Below are 16774 nucleotides of genomic sequence, written 5' to 3' on the forward strand. Positions count from 1 at the left end.
ATTTTGATTTCTTGCGGCCAAAGGTCAAGCGAGAAGGCTTAACTGATCGGCATTAAGCCTTCGGGCTCCGTTTTTTTCGTCTGCCGAATCTGTCGGCGGGCGGTTGAACCCTGCCGAAAACCCGGTCGGCTCGACGCGTTTCTGTGCCATGCAGCCGCTACGGTTTGCCTGGGGTATTCAGCAATTTGATGGTCGTGGGTGTAGGAAAATCCTTCGCTACACTGCGAGCATCCTCCCCCGGAACAACAAGGCAACTCCCTATGCAAAATCGCATGATGATTACTGGTGCCGGGTCCGGCCTGGGTCGCGAAATCGCTCTGCGTTGGGCTCGAGAAGGTTGGCAGTTGGCCTTGTCCGATGTCAGCGAGTCGGGCTTGCAAGAAACCCTGAAACAGGTCCGCGAGGCGGGTGGTGACGGTTTCATTCAGCGTTGCGATGTGCGCGACTACAGCCAGTTGACCGCCTTCGCACAAGCCTGTGAACAGAAGCTGGGTGGCATCGACGTGATCGTCAATAATGCCGGCGTGGCCTCTGGCGGCTTCTTCAGCGAGCTGTCGCTGGAAGACTGGGATTGGCAGATTGCGATCAACCTGATGGGCGTGGTCAAAGGCTGCAAGGCCTTCCTGCCGCTGCTGGAAAAAAGCAAAGGCAAGATCATCAACATCGCCTCGATGGCGGCGTTGATGCAGGGGCCAGCCATGAGCAACTACAACGTGGCCAAGGCCGGTGTGGTGGCGCTGTCCGAGAGCCTGCTGATTGAACTGGCACATCAGGAAATCGCTGTGCATGTGGTCTGCCCGTCGTTCTTCCAGACCAACCTGCTGGACTCCTTCCGTGGCCCGACCCCGGCCATGAAAGCCCAGGTCGGCAAGTTGCTCGAAAGTTCACCGATTACCGCCAGCGATATCGCTGACTACATCTATCAGCATGTTGCCGCAGGCGAGTTCATGATTCTGCCCCATGAGCAGGGCCGTATGGCCTGGGCGCTCAAACAGAAGAATCCGCAACTGCTCTACAACGAAATGACCGTGATGGCCGACAAGATGCGCGCCAAGGCCAGGCAAAGCGCCAGCTGAGCTTGCGAGTATCGGGCTGCGTCGTTAGGGTTGCCGCTTGTGGCCGCCCTGACGAGATGTGTGCATGCTCAATTACCTGTGGTTTTTCCTCGCGGCGCTGTTCGAAATCGCCGGTTGTTTTGCTTTCTGGATGTGGTTGCGGCAGGGCAAAAGCGCCTGGTGGGTCGTGCCGGCGCTGCTCAGTTTGACGCTGTTCGCCATTGTGCTGACCAAAGTCGAATCGACCTACGCAGGCCGCGCTTATGCAGCCTACGGCGGCATTTACATCATTGCGTCCATCGGCTGGCTCGGCGTGGTCGAACGGATTCGACCGCTGGGCTCGGACTGGCTGGGCGTTGCGCTGTGCGTGTTAGGCGCGAGTATCATTCTGTTTGGCCCACGCTTCACTACGCCTTGAGTCATTGGCGTTGCACTGAAAGGAAAGTCTGTAAGAGGAGTCGTTTTGCCGCGTAGGGGGGGACTGTTTTGCCGCTGGTGCATTGTAGACCCGGCGTCAGCCGTTCATCTTCAAGGCCCGGTAACCTCAAGGACTAGAGCCATGCTCGTACTCAGCCGCGTTGTGGGCGAAATGATCTCCATCGGCGACAACATCTCTGTGCGTATCCTCGCCGTGAACGGAAGCAACATTCGGTTCGGCGTCGAAGCCCCGCAAAACATCAATGTGCATCGCGCCGAAGTTTATAAGCGCATTCAGGCCAAGCGGGTACACGGCAAACGCAGCTGAAGCCCTCGGTCAAATGGCTGCTCAGTCGAACAGGTGCTTGGGCACATCGTGCTTGAGCATCAGTTGGCATTGCTGGCTTTCAGGATCGAACACAATCAGCGCCTGACCTTTGCTCAACGCATGGCGGACCCGCAACACGCGGGTTTCCAGCGGGGTTTCGTCGCCATTGTCGGTACCGTCTCGGGTGACGAAGTCTTCGATCAGGCGGGTCAGGGTGTCGACTTCAAGTTGGTCGTGGGGAATCAGCATTAGGCACCTCGGGTCATCAATCCGGCGATCCTACGGCGCTTCACGCCGCAGGACCAGCCTGCTCGCCTTGATCCGATCATCACGAACCGCGAATCAGCTTACGCAAGGCAAACCGGTTCGGATGGCAGGCCTCGGCGACGCTTCTGGGCAGCGGCAACGGTTCGTTGTCCAGCCACGCCGCCAGCAACTCGCCGGACAGCGGTGCGGTGATCAATCCGCGTGAACCGTGCCCGCTGTTGACGTACAACCCGTCGAGCCATGGACACGCGATGTTTGGCACTTGCCGAGCGTCTTTGCCCAGTGCGGCGTAGGCCCGGGCGAAGGCCTGGCTGTCAGCCAATGGGCCGACGATCGGCAGATAATCGGGGCTGGTGCAGCGGAACGCGGCGCGACCTTGTAGCTGTTCCGGGTCCAGCTGTCTGGCGTGCAGACGAGTGACCAGGTCGCTGGATATCTCCTTGAGCAGCTCCAGGTTGCCGAGGTGTTCGGCGGTGGTCGGAGTCAGGTCGTCGCTCTTGAAATCGAAGCTGGCGCCCAGGGTGTGTTCACCCAGGCGTGCGGGAGCGACGTAACCTTCAGCGCAGACCACCGTCGCCAGACACTGGCTCTCAGCGGTTTGCGCCAATCGGGTGATTTGCCCGCGAATGCGTTTGAGCGGCAGCTCGGCACTGTGCGCGAAGCGTTTGATTTCCGCCGCGCCGGCCAGTACCACCACGGGCGCGCTGGCGAGCAGGGTTTCGCCGTCCCAGGCTTGCCACTGATCATCGACCTTGCGCAGTTCCAGCACATCGCGGTGCGTCAGCAGTTGGACATTGGGGAACGATGCTTGCCATTGGCACAGGGCCGGCGGATGAACCCAGCCACCCTCTGGATAGAACAGCCCGCCATGGGCCAGTTCGATTCCGGCCTGGGCCTGCGCGTGCGGCTGGTCCAGCAGGTGCAACAGATCGGCGGGGAAGGCCGCCGCCAGTTGCGCCTGACGCTCGGCTTCCTTGGCATTGAATGCCAGTTGCAGCACCCCGCAATCGTCCCAATCGACGCCACGCTGCAAGTGTTCAAGCAAGCGCCGGGTGTGGCCGAAACCGCTGACGATCAATTGCGAAAGTGCGGTGCCGTGGGCCGAGAGTTTCAGGTACAGCACGCCTTGCGGGTTACCCGAGGCTTCTTGCGCCAGGTCGGCATGCCGTTCCAGCAGGCTGACCTGCCAACCGCGCGCGGCGAGGCTGGCGGCGCTGGCGCAACCGGCTAGCCCGGCGCCGATCACCAGCGCACGACGTTCGCCGCTCACCTGATTCGGGCGAGCAAACCAGGGTTTGGTGGTTGCCGGGGCCGGTGTTTCTTCAGGCCAGCCAACGAACGTCCCGCGCAGGATTTCCCATTTGTGGCCGATGCCCGGTGTGCGGCGCATTTTGAAACCCGCCGCATTGAGCAGACGGCGCACCCAGCCGGTGCTGGTGAAGGTGCTGATGGTCGAACCGGGCGCCGACAGACGCGCCAGTTCGGCAAACAGTTCGGCGGTCCACATGTCGGGGTTTTTTGCCGGAGCGAAACCGTCGAGAAACCAGGCGTCGATCTGCGCGTCCAGCTGTGGCAGTTGTTCCAGCACGTCACCGATCAACAGCGTCAGGGTTACGCGGCCATTGTCCAGCACCAGCCGCTGAAAGCCCTGGTGGATGGCGACGTACTGCGCCAACAACTGATCGGCAAACGGTTTGAGGTCGGGCCAGAGTGTCAGGGCCCGTTGCATATCTGCCGGGCTCAGCGGGTATTTCTCGACGCTGATGAAATGCAGCCGTGCGCCAGCCACAGCCTGTTGCTCGAACAACTGCCAGGCGCAGAGAAAATTCAGTCCGGTGCCGAATCCGGTCTCGCCAATCACCAGCCTTCCGCCCGCCGGCAGCTCGGCAAATCGTTCGTTCAGGCGGTTTTGCTCGATGAACACGTAACGGGTTTCATCAAGGCCCGACTGGTCGGAGAAATACACGTCGTCAAACACCCGCGAGCGCGGGCGACCTTGGTCGTCCCAGTCGAGCTGGGGATGCGGTACGGGGTTCGGCAGTATTTCAGGATTCATGGTCGGCTCAAGCGAGGCAAGGCGACCATTCTAGCCGATCGCGACAAAGCCGATTGATCCATGGCAACCCGAATGGCATTGCACAGACAAGTGCTCGATCAATCCGCTAGTCTTGCTCAATCCGGGAAGGGAGCTGCTCATGTTCGAATCTGCCGAAATCGGTCATGCGATTGATAAAGAAACCTACGAAGCTGAAGTGCCGGCGTTGCGTGAGGCTTTGCTTGAGGCCCAGTTTGACCTCCAGCAGCAGGGCCGTTTTCCGGTGATCGTGCTGATCAACGGGATTGAAGGCGCGGGCAAGGGCGAGACGGTCAAGTTGCTCAATGAGTGGATGGACCCACGACTGATCGAGGTCCGCACTTTCGATCAGCAAACCGATGAAGAGCTGGCGCGACCACCGGCCTGGCGCTATTGGCGGATGCTCCCGGCCAAGGGGCGGATGGGGGTGTTTTTTGGCAACTGGTACAGCCAGATGCTGCAAGGGCGGGTCCATGGTTTGTTCAAGGATGCGGTGCTGGACCAGGCGATCAACCAGACCGAGCGCCTGGAGAAAATGCTCTGCGATGAAGGCGCGCTGATCTTCAAATTCTGGTTTCATCTGTCCAAGCAACAAATGAAAGCGCGCCTCAAGTCCTTGCAGGACGACCCGTTGCACAGCTGGCGCATCAGCCCGCTGGACTGGCAGCAATCGCAGACCTACGACAAGTTCGTGAAATACGGTGAGCGGGTGATTCGCCGCACCAGCCGCGACTACGCACCCTGGCATGTGATCGAAGGTGTGGATGCCCATTACCGCAGTCTGACTGTGGGCAAGATCCTGCTCGACGGTCTGCAAAATGCCCTCAAGCGCCCCAAGATCAACCCGGACAAAGTCAGCGCCGCGCCGCTGTCGGCCAGTGTCGATCACTTGAGTTTGCTCGGTAGTCTGGACATGAGCCAGCGACTGGAGAAGAGCGATTACGAGGAGCAACTGATTACCGAGCAGGCACGCTTATCCGGCCTGATGCGTGACAAACGCATGCGCCGACACGCACTGATCGCGGTATTCGAGGGCAATGACGCCGCGGGCAAGGGCGGGGCGATTCGTCGTGTGGCCGCCGCACTCGACCCGCGCCAGTACAGCATCGTGCCGATTGCCGCGCCGACGGAGGACGAGCGCGCCCAGCCGTATTTGTGGCGCTTCTGGCGACAGATCCCGGCGCGGGGAAAGTTCACTGTCTTCGACCGTTCCTGGTATGGCCGGGTGCTGGTGGAGCGCGTCGAGGGCTTTTGCAGCCAGGCCGACTGGTTACGCGCCTATAGCGAAATCAACGACTTCGAAGAACAGATCAGCGCCTCCGGGGTAATCGTCGTGAAGTTCTGGCTGGCCATCGACAAACAGACCCAGCTGGAGCGTTTTCAGGAGCGCGAAGCCATTCCTTTCAAACGCTTCAAGATCACTGAAGACGACTGGCGTAACCGCGAGAAGTGGGATGAGTACCGGACGGCTGTCGGCGATATGGTCGACCGCACCAGCACCGAGGTTTCGCCCTGGACCCTGGTGGAAGCCAACGACAAGCGCTGGGCCCGGGTCAAAGTACTGCGCACCCTCAACCGCGCGCTGGAAGAGGCCTTCGAGAAATCCGACAAGGACGAGAAGAAGCTGAAGAAGGACAAGAAGTAGCCCGATGGGTTTGCATACGCGGGGTGAATGATTGTCGCGGTCGGCCGGCAGCTGGCAGGGGCGATGTCGTGGGCACGCGTGGCTAACTGATCAACGGTAAACGTCAACTTCTCGGTGCGACCGATACAGTCTCATTTACGGCTTGTCGCCAACAGTCCCTGTGTGATGCCTCGCCGGCAGCCTAGAATGGCTTTTCTCGCCGCCAGCCTTTTGGGGTTTCCATGCATATATCGTCCGGTCGCTGGGTTTATGGTCTGTTCCTCGCTTTGCTGACCGCGTTTTTGTGGGGAGTCCTGCCGATCAAGCTCAAGCAAGTGCTGCTGGTGATGGACCCGGTCACGGTGACCTGGTTTCGGCTGATAGTGTCCGGCAGCTTTCTGTTCCTTTATCTGGCGGCGACCAAGCGTCTGCCGAGCCGACGGGGGCTCGGGCCCAAAGGTGGCTGGCTGGTGCTGATGGCGGTGCTCGGGCTGGTGGGCAACTACGTGTTGTACCTGATGGGCCTGAACCTGTTGAGCCCGGGTACTGCGCAACTGGTCGTGCAGATGGGGCCGATCCTGTTGCTGATCGCCAGTCTGTTTGTATTCAAGGAGCGTTTCAGCGTGGGGCAGGGGATTGGCCTGCTGGTGCTGTTGTTGGGCTTCGGTTTGTTTTTCAATCAGCGGCTGAGCGAGTTGCTGACGTCTTTGAGTGATTACACCGCAGGCGTGTTGCTGGTACTGGCAGCGTCGACCGTCTGGACCTTCTATGCGCTGGGCCAGAAACAACTGCTGACGGTGTGGAGTTCGTTGCAGGTGATGATGGTGATCTACCTGTTTTGTGCCTTGTTGCTGACGCCGTGGGTGCATCCGCTGGAAGCCTTGCAACTGAGCCCGCTGCAAGGCTGGTTGCTGCTTGGATGCTGCCTGAACACGCTGATCGCTTACGGTGCTTTTGCCGAGGCGCTGGCCCATTGGGAGGCGTCGAGGGTCAGTGCGACGCTCGCCATCACACCGTTGGTGACCTTCGCGGCCGTGGCGCTGGCCGCCTGGTTATGGCCCGATTATGTACAGGCCGAACAGATCAACAGTCTGGCCTATGGCGGTGCAGTGCTGGTGGTGCTGGGGTCGGCACTGGTCGCGTTGGGGCCATCGCTGATCGCCGGGCTCAAGGCCCGACGGATGCGGGCAGCGGTCAGCCGATGAAAGATCGTTCCCACGCTCCCGCGTGGGAACGATCAATATCAGGCGATCAGCCCTTGCTGCCGGCCTCCAGCATATTCTCCGGCCGCACCCAGGCATCGAACTGCTCATCCGTCAGATACCCCAACTGCAACGCCGCCTCACGCAGGGTCAGCCCTTCGGCATAGGCTTTCTTGGCAATCTCGGCGGATTTATCGTAGCCGATGTGCGGGTTCAGTGCCGTCACCAGCATCAAGCCGCGTTCCAGGTGAGCGGCCATCTGCTCGGCATCCGGTTCAAGGCCCGCAATGCAATGCTGCTGGAAGTTACTGCAACCATCGCCAAGCAAGCGGATCGATTGCAGCAGGTTGTGAATGATCACCGGCTTGAACACGTTCAGTTGCAGGTGACCCTGGCTGGCGGCGAAACCGATCGCCACGTCGTTGCCCAGCACCTGGCAGGCGAGCATCGACAGCGCTTCGCACTGAGTCGGGTTGACCTTGCCGGGCATGATCGAACTGCCGGGCTCGTTGGCGGGCAGCTTGACCTCGGCGAAACCGGCCCGCGGCCCGGAGCCCAGCAAACGCAAGTCATTGGCGATTTTCATCAGGGTCACGGCAAGGGTTTTCAGCGCGCCTGACAGCGTGGTCAACGGTTCATGCCCGGCCAGCGCGGCAAACTTGTTCGGTGCAGTGATAAACGGCAGGCCGGAAAGGGCCGCCAGCTCGGAGGCAATCGCTTCGCCAAAGCCATGGGGCGAGTTGAGGCCGGTCCCGACCGCAGTACCGCCCTGAGCCAGCTCGCAGACGGCCGGCAAGGCGCTGCGGATCGCATGTTCGGCGTAATCGAGTTGCGCGATGAACGCCGAAAGCTCCTGGCCGAAGGTGATCGGCGTGGCATCCATCAAGTGCGTACGACCGGTCTTCACCAGTTTCATGTGCCGTGCAGCCTGCTCGGCCAGACCTGCGGAGAGTTCAGCGATGGCCGGCAACAGATGCTGTTGTACGGCCTGCACCGTGGCGATATGCATGGCGGTGGGAAAGCTGTCGTTGGAGCTTTGCGAGCGATTGACGTGGTCGTTGGGGTGCACCGGAACCTTGCCGCCACGGGGGTTGCCGGCCAGTTCATTGGCGCGGCCGGCGATCACTTCGTTGACGTTCATGTTGCTTTGGGTGCCACTGCCGGTCTGCCAGACCACCAGCGGAAACTGGTCGTCATGCTGACCGTCGAGCACTTCGTCGGCGGCCTGTTCGATCAGCCGGGCGATGTCGGCCGGCAGATCGCCGTTGCGACTGTTGACCCGTGCCGCGGCTTTCTTGATCAGGGTCAAGGCATGCAGTACGGCCAGCGGCATGCGTTCGTTGCCGATGGCAAAATTAATCAGCGAGCGCTGTGTCTGAGCGCCCCAGTAGGCTTCATCCGGGACTTCTACTTGGCCAAGGCTGTCGGTTTCGATACGGCTCATCGGTTACGTTCCTGTAGGTCTGATAGCGCAGTTTAGGCCGTGATTGGCGCTTGGGGTTCCATCAGTCGTTTTTTTAACCGTTCGGTCCTGAAAATCAGGCCTGGCAAGGGGGAGGGGTTGAGCGCATGAGTTTTTTAGGCGCAGAATGGCCCCCCTTGGGGTTTTACCTCGCCTGCTAGAAAAGGAAACTCGATGACTCGTCTTCGTGCCATTTGTACCGCGGTTGCTCTGGTCTGTGCCAGCGGCCAGGTTTTCGCCGATACCGCCAGCCACAACGCCAGTGCAGAAGCTTTCCTGACCCTGGCGCATGCTGACAAACTGGGCACACCGGTGTACATGCAAGTGCAGCAAATGTTCGCCCAGCGCTTTGAGCAAACCAAAGCACCGGAATCGAAAAAAGCCTTGCTGGAAACCTACCAGGCCAAGGCCAACGCCGCTCTGGATCAGGCCATTGGCTGGAACAAACTGAAGCCGGACATGGTCAAGCTCTACACCACCAACTTCAGCGAATCCGAGCTCAAGGACCTGGTCGCGTTCTACCAGTCGCCACTGGGCAAGAAAGTCCTGGAAAAAATGCCTCAGCTGACTCAGCAATCGGCCCAGATGACTCAAGCCAAGCTGGAAAGCGCGGTACCTGTGGTCAACAAGCTGCTGGCTGACATGACTGCCGAGCTGACGCCGAAAGACGCCGCTGCTCCAGCCAAGAAAAAGCCTTGAGCGGAGCCCCGCAATGACCATGCAACAACGTATTGAATCGGCACTGAACGCGTTGCAACCTGTACATCTGGAGGTGCTGGACGAAAGTCATATGCACAGCCGTGGGCTGCAAACTCACTTCAAGGCCGTGGTGGTCAGCGAGCAATTTGCCGGGCTCAACAGCGTCAAGCGTCACCAGAAGGTCTACGCCACGCTGGGTGACCTGATGGGCGAATTCCATGCGTTGGCGCTGCATACCTATACGCCTGAGGAATGGGCAAAGACCGGCGCGGCACCTGCCTCGCCGACCTGTGCTGGCGGCAGTAAGCATTAGGGTCTGTTGACGTTTGGTGACGAACCGCGTTGCGATGCCAACGTGTGCGAGGCAAGGCGCGGGATGCCGCTAATGGTTGTTCCCTTGGCAAATCCCGCAACGCAGCCTCGCGCACGTTGGCGCGCAACCCGAAGGGACGGGTGCCCATTTGGCGCAGGGCTGCGTTGCTCGGAACTTGTTTGGAACAACCAGACTGCGTTCCTCGCGCCTTGCCCTGCACCAAATGGGCATCCGTCGCGGTCGTCACCAAGCGTCAACAGACCCTAAGCTTCGGTTTTTTGTTAGAATCCGCAACGCGCCGCTTAGCCGGCGCGTTTTTTTTCGCATCCGGTTCACCCCTTACGCGGGTAGCCACCTGGAGAAACACCCATGACACAACAGATTGTCGTGGCGGCACTGTATAAGTTCGTCACCCTTGAAGATTACGTCGCCTTGCGCGAACCACTGTTGCAGGCGATGGTCGACAACGGCATCAAAGGCACCTTGCTGATTGCCGAAGAAGGCATCAACGGCACGGTTTCCGGAAGCCGCGAAGGCATCGACGGGCTGATGGCCTGGCTCAAGAACGACCCGCGCATGGACGACATCGACCATAAAGAGTCGTACTGCGACGAGCAGCCGTTCTATCGCACCAAGGTCAAGCTCAAGAAAGAGATCGTCACCTTGGGTGTTGAAGGCGTTGACCCGAACAAGAAGGTTGGCACCTACGTTGATCCTCAGAACTGGAACGCGTTGATCAGCGACCCTGAAGTGCTGCTGATCGATACCCGCAACGACTACGAAGTGTCGATCGGCACCTTCGAAGGCGCAGTCGATCCGAAAACTACCAGCTTTCGCGAATTCCCCGACTACATCAAAGCCAACTTCGACCCGGCCAAGCACAAGAAAGTCGCGATGTTCTGCACCGGCGGCATTCGCTGTGAAAAGGCTTCGAGCTACATGCTCAGCCAGGGCTTCGATGAAGTCTTCCACCTCAAGGGCGGGATTCTCAAGTACCTCGAAGAGGTGCCGCAGGAAGAAACCAAATGGCAGGGCGACTGCTTTGTGTTCGATAACCGCGTCACCGTTCGCCACGACCTGAGCGAAGGCGACTACGATCAATGTCATGCCTGTCGTACGCCAGTGAGCGTGGAAGACCGTGCATCCGAGCACTATGTCGCCGGCATCAGCTGCCCGCATTGCTGGGATAAGCTGAGTGAGAAGACCCGTCGCAGTGCGATCGACCGGCAGAAACAGATCGAACTGGCCAAGGCCCGTAATCAGCCGCACCCGATCGGTTACAACTACAAGCAATCCAACACCGAGGCCTGAACCATGTCCGCGCGCCTACTCTACGTAATGGATCCGATGTGTTCCTGGTGCTGGGGCTTCGCTCCGGTGGCCGAGGCGCTGGTCGAGCAGGCGCGGGCTGCGGGCGTTGACGTGCATCTGGTGGTTGGCGGTTTGCGCACGGGTAGTGGTGCTGCGCTGGAACCCACCACGCGGCGCTATATTCTCGAACACTGGCAGGCGGTCGCCGAAGCCACCGGCCAGCCGTTCAAGTTCGAAGGCGCGCTGCCCGACGGTTTTGTCTACGACACCGAGCCGGCCTGCCGTGCGCTGGTGACGGCGCGCAGTCTGGCACCGGATTGCGCCTGGAAACTGCTCAAACTCATCCAGCAGGCTTTTTATGCCGAGGGTCGTGACGTCACCCGCGCCAGCGTGTTGGTGGAGTTGGCCGAACAAGCGGGCTTGCCGCGTATCGAGTTCGCGGCAGCGTTCGACCGTGCCGATCAGCACGCGGCGACGGCGGCAGACTTCACCTGGGTTCAGGATCTGGGCATCGCCGGCTTCCCGACCTTGCTCGCCGAGCGCAACGGTCAATTGGCGCTGTTGACCAATGGTTATCAACCGCTCAGCGAACTGGCACCGTTGCTCGGCCGTTGGCTGGAGCGCGCTGCCTGTGTATGAGCAACCCGATGATGCACCGCAACCCAAGCGGGTCGATCGGCTGAGTTGGGCGCAAATCCGTCGACTGGCACTTCAGCATAAAAAATCCTTGTGGATCGCCAACGGCGTCGCCGTATTGGCGACCCTGTGCAGTGTGCCAATCCCTTTGCTGCTGCCATTGCTGGTGGATGAAGTGCTGCTGGGGCATGGCGACGCCGCACTGAAAGTGATGAACCACGCGCTGCCCACCGGCTGGCAACGTGCTGCCGGTTACATCGGCTTGATGTTGCTGGTGACCTTGACCCTGCGTTGCGGCGCATTGATGTTCAACGTCTTGCAGGCGCGTCTGTTTGCAAGTCTGGCCAAGGACATCGTTTATCGTATCCGCGTACGGCTGATCGAGCGGCTCAAGCGTATTTCCCTTGGCGAATACGAAAGCCTGGGCAGCGGCACGGTGACCACGCACCTGGTCACGGACCTGGACACGGTCGACAAATTCGTCGGCGAAACCCTCAGCCGCTTTCTGGTGGCGATGCTCACACTGGTCGGCACGGCGGGGATTCTGGTGTGGATGCACTGGAAGCTGGCGCTGCTGATCCTGCTGTTCAACCCGCTGGTGATCTACGCCACCGTGCAGTTGGGTAAGCGGGTCAAACACCTGAAGAAACTCGAGAACGACAGCACCTCCCGGTTCACCCAGGCGTTGACTGAAACCCTGGATGCGATACAGGAAATCCGCGCTGGCAATCGTCAGGGGTTTTTCCTTGGGCGGCTCGGCTTGCGGGCGCAGGAAGTGCGCAACTATGCCGTCAACTCACAGTGGAAAAGCGACGCATCGAGCCGTGCCAGCGGTTTGCTGTTCCAGTTCGGCATCGATATCTTCCGCGCCGCCGCGATGCTCACGGTGCTGTTCTCCGACCTGTCCATCGGCCAGATGCTGGCAGTGTTCAGCTACCTCTGGTTCATGATCGGGCCGGTCGAGCAGCTACTGAATCTGCAATACGCCTATTACGCGGCCGGTGGTGCGCTGACGCGAATCAACGAGCTGTTATCGCGTGCCGATGAGCCGCAGTACCCGGGTGGCGTCGATCCGTTCAAGGGGCGTGAGACGGTAGGCATCGAGGTGCAAGGCTTGAGTTTCGGCTATGGCGGTGAGCTGGTGCTGGATCAGATGAACCTGTCCATCGCACCCGGCGAAAAAGTCGCCATCGTGGGCGCCAGTGGTGGCGGTAAAAGCACGCTGGTGCAGTTGCTGCTGGGGCTCTATACGCCACAGTCGGGCAGCATCCGTTTTGGTGGCGTCACTCAACAGGACATCGGCCTGGAAACCGTGCGCGAGAATGTCGCCGTGGTGTTGCAGCATCCGGCACTGTTCAACGACACCATACGGGCCAACCTGGCCATGGGCCGCGAACGCAGTGACGAAGCCTGTTGGCAGGCACTGGAAATCGCCCAGCTCGAGGCAACGGTCAAGGCGCTGCCGCAAGGTCTGGATAGCGTCGTTGGCCGTTCCGGTGTGCGCTTGTCCGGCGGGCAGCGTCAGCGCCTGGCGATTGCGCGCATGGTGCTGGCCGAACCCAAGGTCGTGGTCCTCGATGAGGCGACTTCGGCGCTGGACGCAGCCACCGAATACAACCTCCATCAGGCGCTCGCGCGGTTTCTCAGCGGTCGCACGACACTCATCATTGCCCACCGGTTGTCTGCGGTAAAACAGGCGGACCGTGTGCTGGTGTTCGATGTCGGGCAAATTGCCGAGGATGGCGACCACCAGCAACTGATTGCCGAGGGTGGCCTGTATGCCAAGTTGTATGGGCATTTGCAGCAGCATTAGCAATCTTGAGTTTTGCCCGGATTTGCGTACTTGTTGATCAGCCATCCTTTTTGGGAGTCGGCCTTGTGGACCCTTTGATTGTTGCATTGTCCCTAAATCGAGCTTGATCGAAGCCTGATGTCTTCGAGAAATCGAAAATTAGCCTAGTCTGTGCTGCTAGGAGCGGAATTATCTCGGGTGTTCATCAGGCAGCGCTTGTGCAAGGGACCTCATGAAGCAAAAGCGGACTCTCGGAACGCCACGGTTGTTGGGCATCGTCTGGCCATTTATCGCCGTCGTGTTGTTTCAGGCCTTGTTGGGCGGCGTCAGCCTGTACGTTTTGTCGGCGGTTCGCGGCTATGTTGCCGGAGAAAGCCTGTGGTCCAAGGGTCAGAAAGACGCTATCTATTACCTCAATCTCTATGCTGACAGTCGCGACGAGTCGATTTTCCTCAAGTACCAGAAGGCTATTTCAGTTCCCCAGGGCGGGCATGAACTGCGGGTTGCGCTGGATCATCAACCGCCTGATCTTGAGGCAGCCCGACGGGGCATCCTCAAGGGCGGCAACCATCCCGATGACGTTTCAAGCCTGATTTGGCTGTACCTGAATTTCCGGCATTTCAGTTACCTGGAAACCGCTATCAATCGCTGGACCGTGGGCGATGCCTACCTGGTGCAGCTCGATAACGTCGCCCTTGAAATGCATTGGCGCATTGTCGGCAACCAGGCGAGCGACGCCGACATTCAGCGCTGGAAAGCCCGGATATTTGCCATCAACGAAGCGGTGACTCCCGCCGCCAAAGCGTTCAGCGACGCATTGGGCGAGGGTTCGCGGCTGATTCTGCGGTTGTTGCTGTTCACTAACCTGGCCACGGCGTTGGGGTTGATTGCTCTGGCACTCTTGCGCACCCATAAGCTACTGGCTCAGCGCCACGCGTTTGCCAATGCCTTGCAGCTGGAAAAGGAACGCGCACAAATCACCTTGCAGTCCATTGGCGATGGCGTGATCACCACCGACGTTGAAGGTGCCATTGCTTACATGAACCCGGCAGCCGAAGAGTTGACCCACTGGAAGGCTGAGCAGGCAATCGGGCTGCCGCTGGCAGCCTTGTTCAATCTGCTGGATGAAAATGCCCAGGCGGATGGCTTCACACTGATCGAGCATATTCTCAGTGGTCAGCTCAGCGGCGGCAGTGAACATTCCAAATTGATCCAGAGGCTGGATGGCAGCACGGTTTCAGTCACGCTGGTAGGTTCGCCGATTCGCAATGCCGGTAAAGTCAGTGGCACGGTACTGGTGCTGCATGACATGACCCAGGAGCGGCAGTACATCGCCAATCTTTCCTGGCAGGCCACCCACGACGCGCTGACCGGGCTGGCCAACCGCCGCGAATTCGAATATCGCCTGGAGCAGGCGTTGCACAACCTGACACGCCAGCCTGCCCGACATGCCTTGATGTTCCTCGATCTGGATCAATTCAAACTGGTCAACGACACCTGCGGGCATGCGGCCGGTGATGAGTTGCTGCGGCATATTTGTGCGTTGTTGCAGTCAGGTTTGCGCGAGGGCGACACCCTGGCCCGACTGGGCGGTGACGAATTCGGCATTCTATTGGAGAACTGCTCGCCGCAAGCCTCGGAGAAAATCGCCGAGGGCCTGCGTCAGACGGTGCAAAACCTGCACTTTGTCTGGAAAGACCGGCCGTTCGTGACCACCGTCAGCATCGGTCTGGTGCACATCATTCAAGCTCCGGCCACCCTTGAGGCTTCGTTGCGTGCTGCCGACATGGCTTGCTACATGGCGAAGGAGAAGGGCCGTAATCGGGTGCAGGTCTATCACGCTGACGATTCCGAGTTGTCCCTGCGCTTTGGCGAGATGGCCTGGGTCCAGCGCCTGCACATGGCGCTCGAAGAGAACCGCTTTTGCCTGTACTCACAGGAAATCGCTGCGCTGGGGCATACAGAGCGGGGTGGTGGGCATATCGAAATCCTGCTGCGTCTGCATGACGAAGCCGGGCGGATGATTCTGCCGGACAGCTTCATTCCTGCTGCCGAGCGTTACGGACTGATGACGTCCCTGGATCGTTGGGTGGTCGAGAATGTTTTCAGGATTATTGCGCAGGGCATCGCGCAAGAGCGTAATGGGCCGTTGGCCATGTGTGCGATCAATCTGTCAGGCATTACCATCGGGGATGAAGCTTTTCTGCACTTCCTGCGTGAGAAGTTCATTGCCTATGCCATCCCGCCTGAAATGATTTGTTTTGAAATCACTGAAACCAGCGCGATTTCCAGTCTGGGCAGCGCAATCAGATTTATTAATGAGCTCAAAGGGTTAGGTTGCCATTTCTCACTGGATGACTTTTGTGCCGGTATGTCCTCATTCGCTTATCTGAAACATTTACCTGTAGACTTCTTGAAGATCGACGGGAGTTTCGTAAAGGATATGCTGGACGACCCGATTAACCGTGCAATGGTCGAAGTGATCAATCACATCGGTCATGTCATGGGTAAGCGCACCATTGCCGAGTTTGTTGAAACGCCCCAGATCGAGCAGGCATTGCTGGAGATCGGGGTGGATTATGCTCAAGGGTATATCATTGAGCGTCCGCAATTGTTTACCTGTGACAGCCTGCAATGTCGGCCCGCCAGACCGCAGCCTCTGTTATTCAAGGCGCCTGGCACGTTCCGTTGAAGTCTCTTGTTGATCCGTACCATCACAATCAAAAGGAGTGCGACAGTGATAGATACATTCAACAGATCCGGCCCGCTTATGGAAGCCGCAAGTTACCCAGCCTGGGCTCAGCAGTTGATCCAGGATTGCAGCGAGAGCAAGCGTCGGGTTGTCGAACACGAACTGTATCAGCGGATGCGTGACAACAAACTCAGTGCAAGGACCATGCGTCAATACTTGATTGGTGGCTGGCCGGTCGTTGAGCAGTTCGCGTTGTACATGGCGCAAAACCTGACGAAGACCCGCTTTTCCCGCCATCCCGGCGAGGACATGGCGCGTCGCTGGCTGATGCGCAACATTCGGGTTGAGCTTAATCATGCCGATTATTGGCTGCACTGGAGTCGTGCGCATGGCGTCAGCCTCGATGATTTGCAGGCACAACAGGTTGCTCCTGAGCTTCATGCGTTGAGTCATTGGTGCTGGCATACCAGCTCGTCGGATTCGCTGATTGTGGCCATTGCGGCAACCAACTATGCCATTGAAGGGGCGACCGGGGAGTGGTCGGCGCTGGTGTGTTCCACTGGAGTCTATGCGGCAGCGTTCCCTGAGGACGACCGCAAACGCGCGATGAAGTGGCTGAAAATGCATGCTCAATACGATGATGCCCATCCGTGGGAAGCCCTGGAAATCATCTGCACGCTGGCGGGCCTGAACCCCACCAGATCCTTGCAGGCTGAACTGCGTCAGGCGATCTGCAAGAGCTACGACTACATGTACCTGTTCCTGGAACGCTGCATGCAACTGGAACACTCGGAAAGGGTTCCGGTAGCCCGGGAACGGATGGCGCTGGTCGAAAGCTGATCCGTTTATTCAAGTCAGCACAAAACCAATGTGGGAGCGAGCCTGCTCGCTCCCACATTTGG

The 16774-nt window shown here is 59.2% G+C and carries 15 protein-coding genes; 12 read left to right on the forward strand and 3 right to left on the reverse strand.

What is annotated here, in order from left to right:
• Nucleotides 1-260: 260 nt before the first annotated feature.
• From FPT12_RS14420 to csrA, 3 genes are all read left to right on the forward strand, one after another.
• A complete protein-coding gene (locus FPT12_RS14420) occupies nt 261-1076 on the forward strand; it encodes an SDR family oxidoreductase (RefSeq protein ID WP_145016897.1) in 816 nt (271 codons plus the stop codon).
• Nucleotides 1077-1140: 64 nt separating this feature from the next.
• Nucleotides 1141-1473 carry a YnfA family protein gene (locus FPT12_RS14425; RefSeq protein WP_145016899.1) on the forward strand — a complete coding sequence of 111 codons (333 nt, stop codon included), beginning with the start codon at nt 1141-1143 and terminating at the stop codon, nt 1471-1473.
• Between the two features lie 141 nt (nt 1474-1614).
• On the forward strand, nt 1615-1800 hold the full coding sequence (csrA, locus tag FPT12_RS14430) for a carbon storage regulator CsrA (protein ID WP_145016901.1): 186 nt from the start codon (nt 1615-1617) through the stop codon (nt 1798-1800).
• A 21-nt stretch (nt 1801-1821) separates the two neighbouring features.
• Here the strand turns inward: csrA and FPT12_RS14435 are convergent, their stop codons facing one another.
• The gene (locus FPT12_RS14435) at nt 1822-2049 is read right to left on the reverse strand and encodes a YheU family protein (RefSeq protein WP_019693006.1); all 228 of its coding nucleotides are present in this window, start codon (nt 2047-2049) and stop codon (nt 1822-1824) included.
• Nucleotides 2050-2128: 79 nt separating this feature from the next.
• A complete protein-coding gene (gene mnmC, locus FPT12_RS14440; protein ID WP_371922557.1) occupies nt 2129-4123 on the reverse strand; it encodes a bifunctional tRNA (5-methylaminomethyl-2-thiouridine)(34)-methyltransferase MnmD/FAD-dependent 5-carboxymethylaminomethyl-2-thiouridine(34) oxidoreductase MnmC in 1995 nt (664 codons plus the stop codon).
• A 139-nt stretch (nt 4124-4262) separates the two neighbouring features.
• Between mnmC and pap the strand changes: the two genes are divergently transcribed.
• Together pap and FPT12_RS14450 are read left to right on the forward strand one after the other, a co-directional pair.
• Nucleotides 4263-5786, forward strand: coding sequence for a polyphosphate:AMP phosphotransferase (gene pap, locus FPT12_RS14445; RefSeq protein ID WP_145016903.1), 1524 nt, complete (start codon nt 4263-4265; stop codon nt 5784-5786).
• Nucleotides 5787-6007: 221 nt separating this feature from the next.
• The gene (locus FPT12_RS14450; RefSeq protein ID WP_145016905.1) at nt 6008-6970 is read left to right on the forward strand and encodes a DMT family transporter; all 963 of its coding nucleotides are present in this window, start codon (nt 6008-6010) and stop codon (nt 6968-6970) included.
• Between the two features lie 46 nt (nt 6971-7016).
• Here the strand turns inward: FPT12_RS14450 and FPT12_RS14455 are convergent, their stop codons facing one another.
• On the reverse strand, nt 7017-8411 hold the full coding sequence (locus FPT12_RS14455; RefSeq protein ID WP_145016907.1) for a class II fumarate hydratase: 1395 nt from the start codon (nt 8409-8411) through the stop codon (nt 7017-7019).
• Between the two features lie 192 nt (nt 8412-8603).
• Here FPT12_RS14455 and FPT12_RS14460 point away from each other — a divergent pair, with 192 nt between their 5' ends.
• The 7 genes from FPT12_RS14460 (at nt 8604) to FPT12_RS14490 (ending at nt 16712) form a co-directional block, all read left to right on the forward strand.
• Nucleotides 8604-9128 carry a DUF2059 domain-containing protein gene (locus FPT12_RS14460; RefSeq protein WP_054593477.1) on the forward strand — a complete coding sequence of 175 codons (525 nt, stop codon included), beginning with the start codon at nt 8604-8606 and terminating at the stop codon, nt 9126-9128.
• 13 nt (nt 9129-9141) lie between these two features.
• Nucleotides 9142-9441, forward strand: coding sequence for a BolA family transcriptional regulator (locus tag FPT12_RS14465; protein ID WP_145016909.1), 300 nt, complete (start codon nt 9142-9144; stop codon nt 9439-9441).
• Between the two features lie 369 nt (nt 9442-9810).
• On the forward strand, nt 9811-10752 hold the full coding sequence (locus FPT12_RS14470) for a rhodanese-related sulfurtransferase (protein WP_145016911.1): 942 nt from the start codon (nt 9811-9813) through the stop codon (nt 10750-10752).
• A 36-nt stretch (nt 10753-10788) separates the two neighbouring features.
• On the forward strand, nt 10789-11391 hold the full coding sequence (locus tag FPT12_RS14475) for a DsbA family protein (RefSeq protein ID WP_178098771.1): 603 nt from the start codon (nt 10789-10791) through the stop codon (nt 11389-11391).
• Nucleotides 11384-13201 (forward strand): ABC transporter ATP-binding protein, encoded by a 1818-nt coding sequence (locus FPT12_RS14480; protein WP_145016915.1) that lies wholly within the window; start codon nt 11384-11386, stop codon nt 13199-13201. The genes FPT12_RS14475 and FPT12_RS14480 overlap by 8 nt, the downstream gene beginning before the upstream one ends.
• 211 nt (nt 13202-13412) lie before the next feature.
• Complete coding sequence (locus FPT12_RS14485; RefSeq protein ID WP_145016917.1) at nt 13413-15872, forward strand: EAL domain-containing protein; 2460 nt, start codon at nt 13413-13415, stop codon at nt 15870-15872.
• 78 nt (nt 15873-15950) lie between these two features.
• The gene (locus FPT12_RS14490; protein ID WP_371922558.1) at nt 15951-16712 is read left to right on the forward strand and encodes a TenA family transcriptional regulator; all 762 of its coding nucleotides are present in this window, start codon (nt 15951-15953) and stop codon (nt 16710-16712) included.
• Nucleotides 16713-16774: the final 62 nt, after the last annotated feature.

Source organism: Pseudomonas sp. H3(2019) (genome assembly GCF_007713465.1).
Classification (GTDB): domain Bacteria; phylum Pseudomonadota; class Gammaproteobacteria; order Pseudomonadales; family Pseudomonadaceae; genus Aquipseudomonas.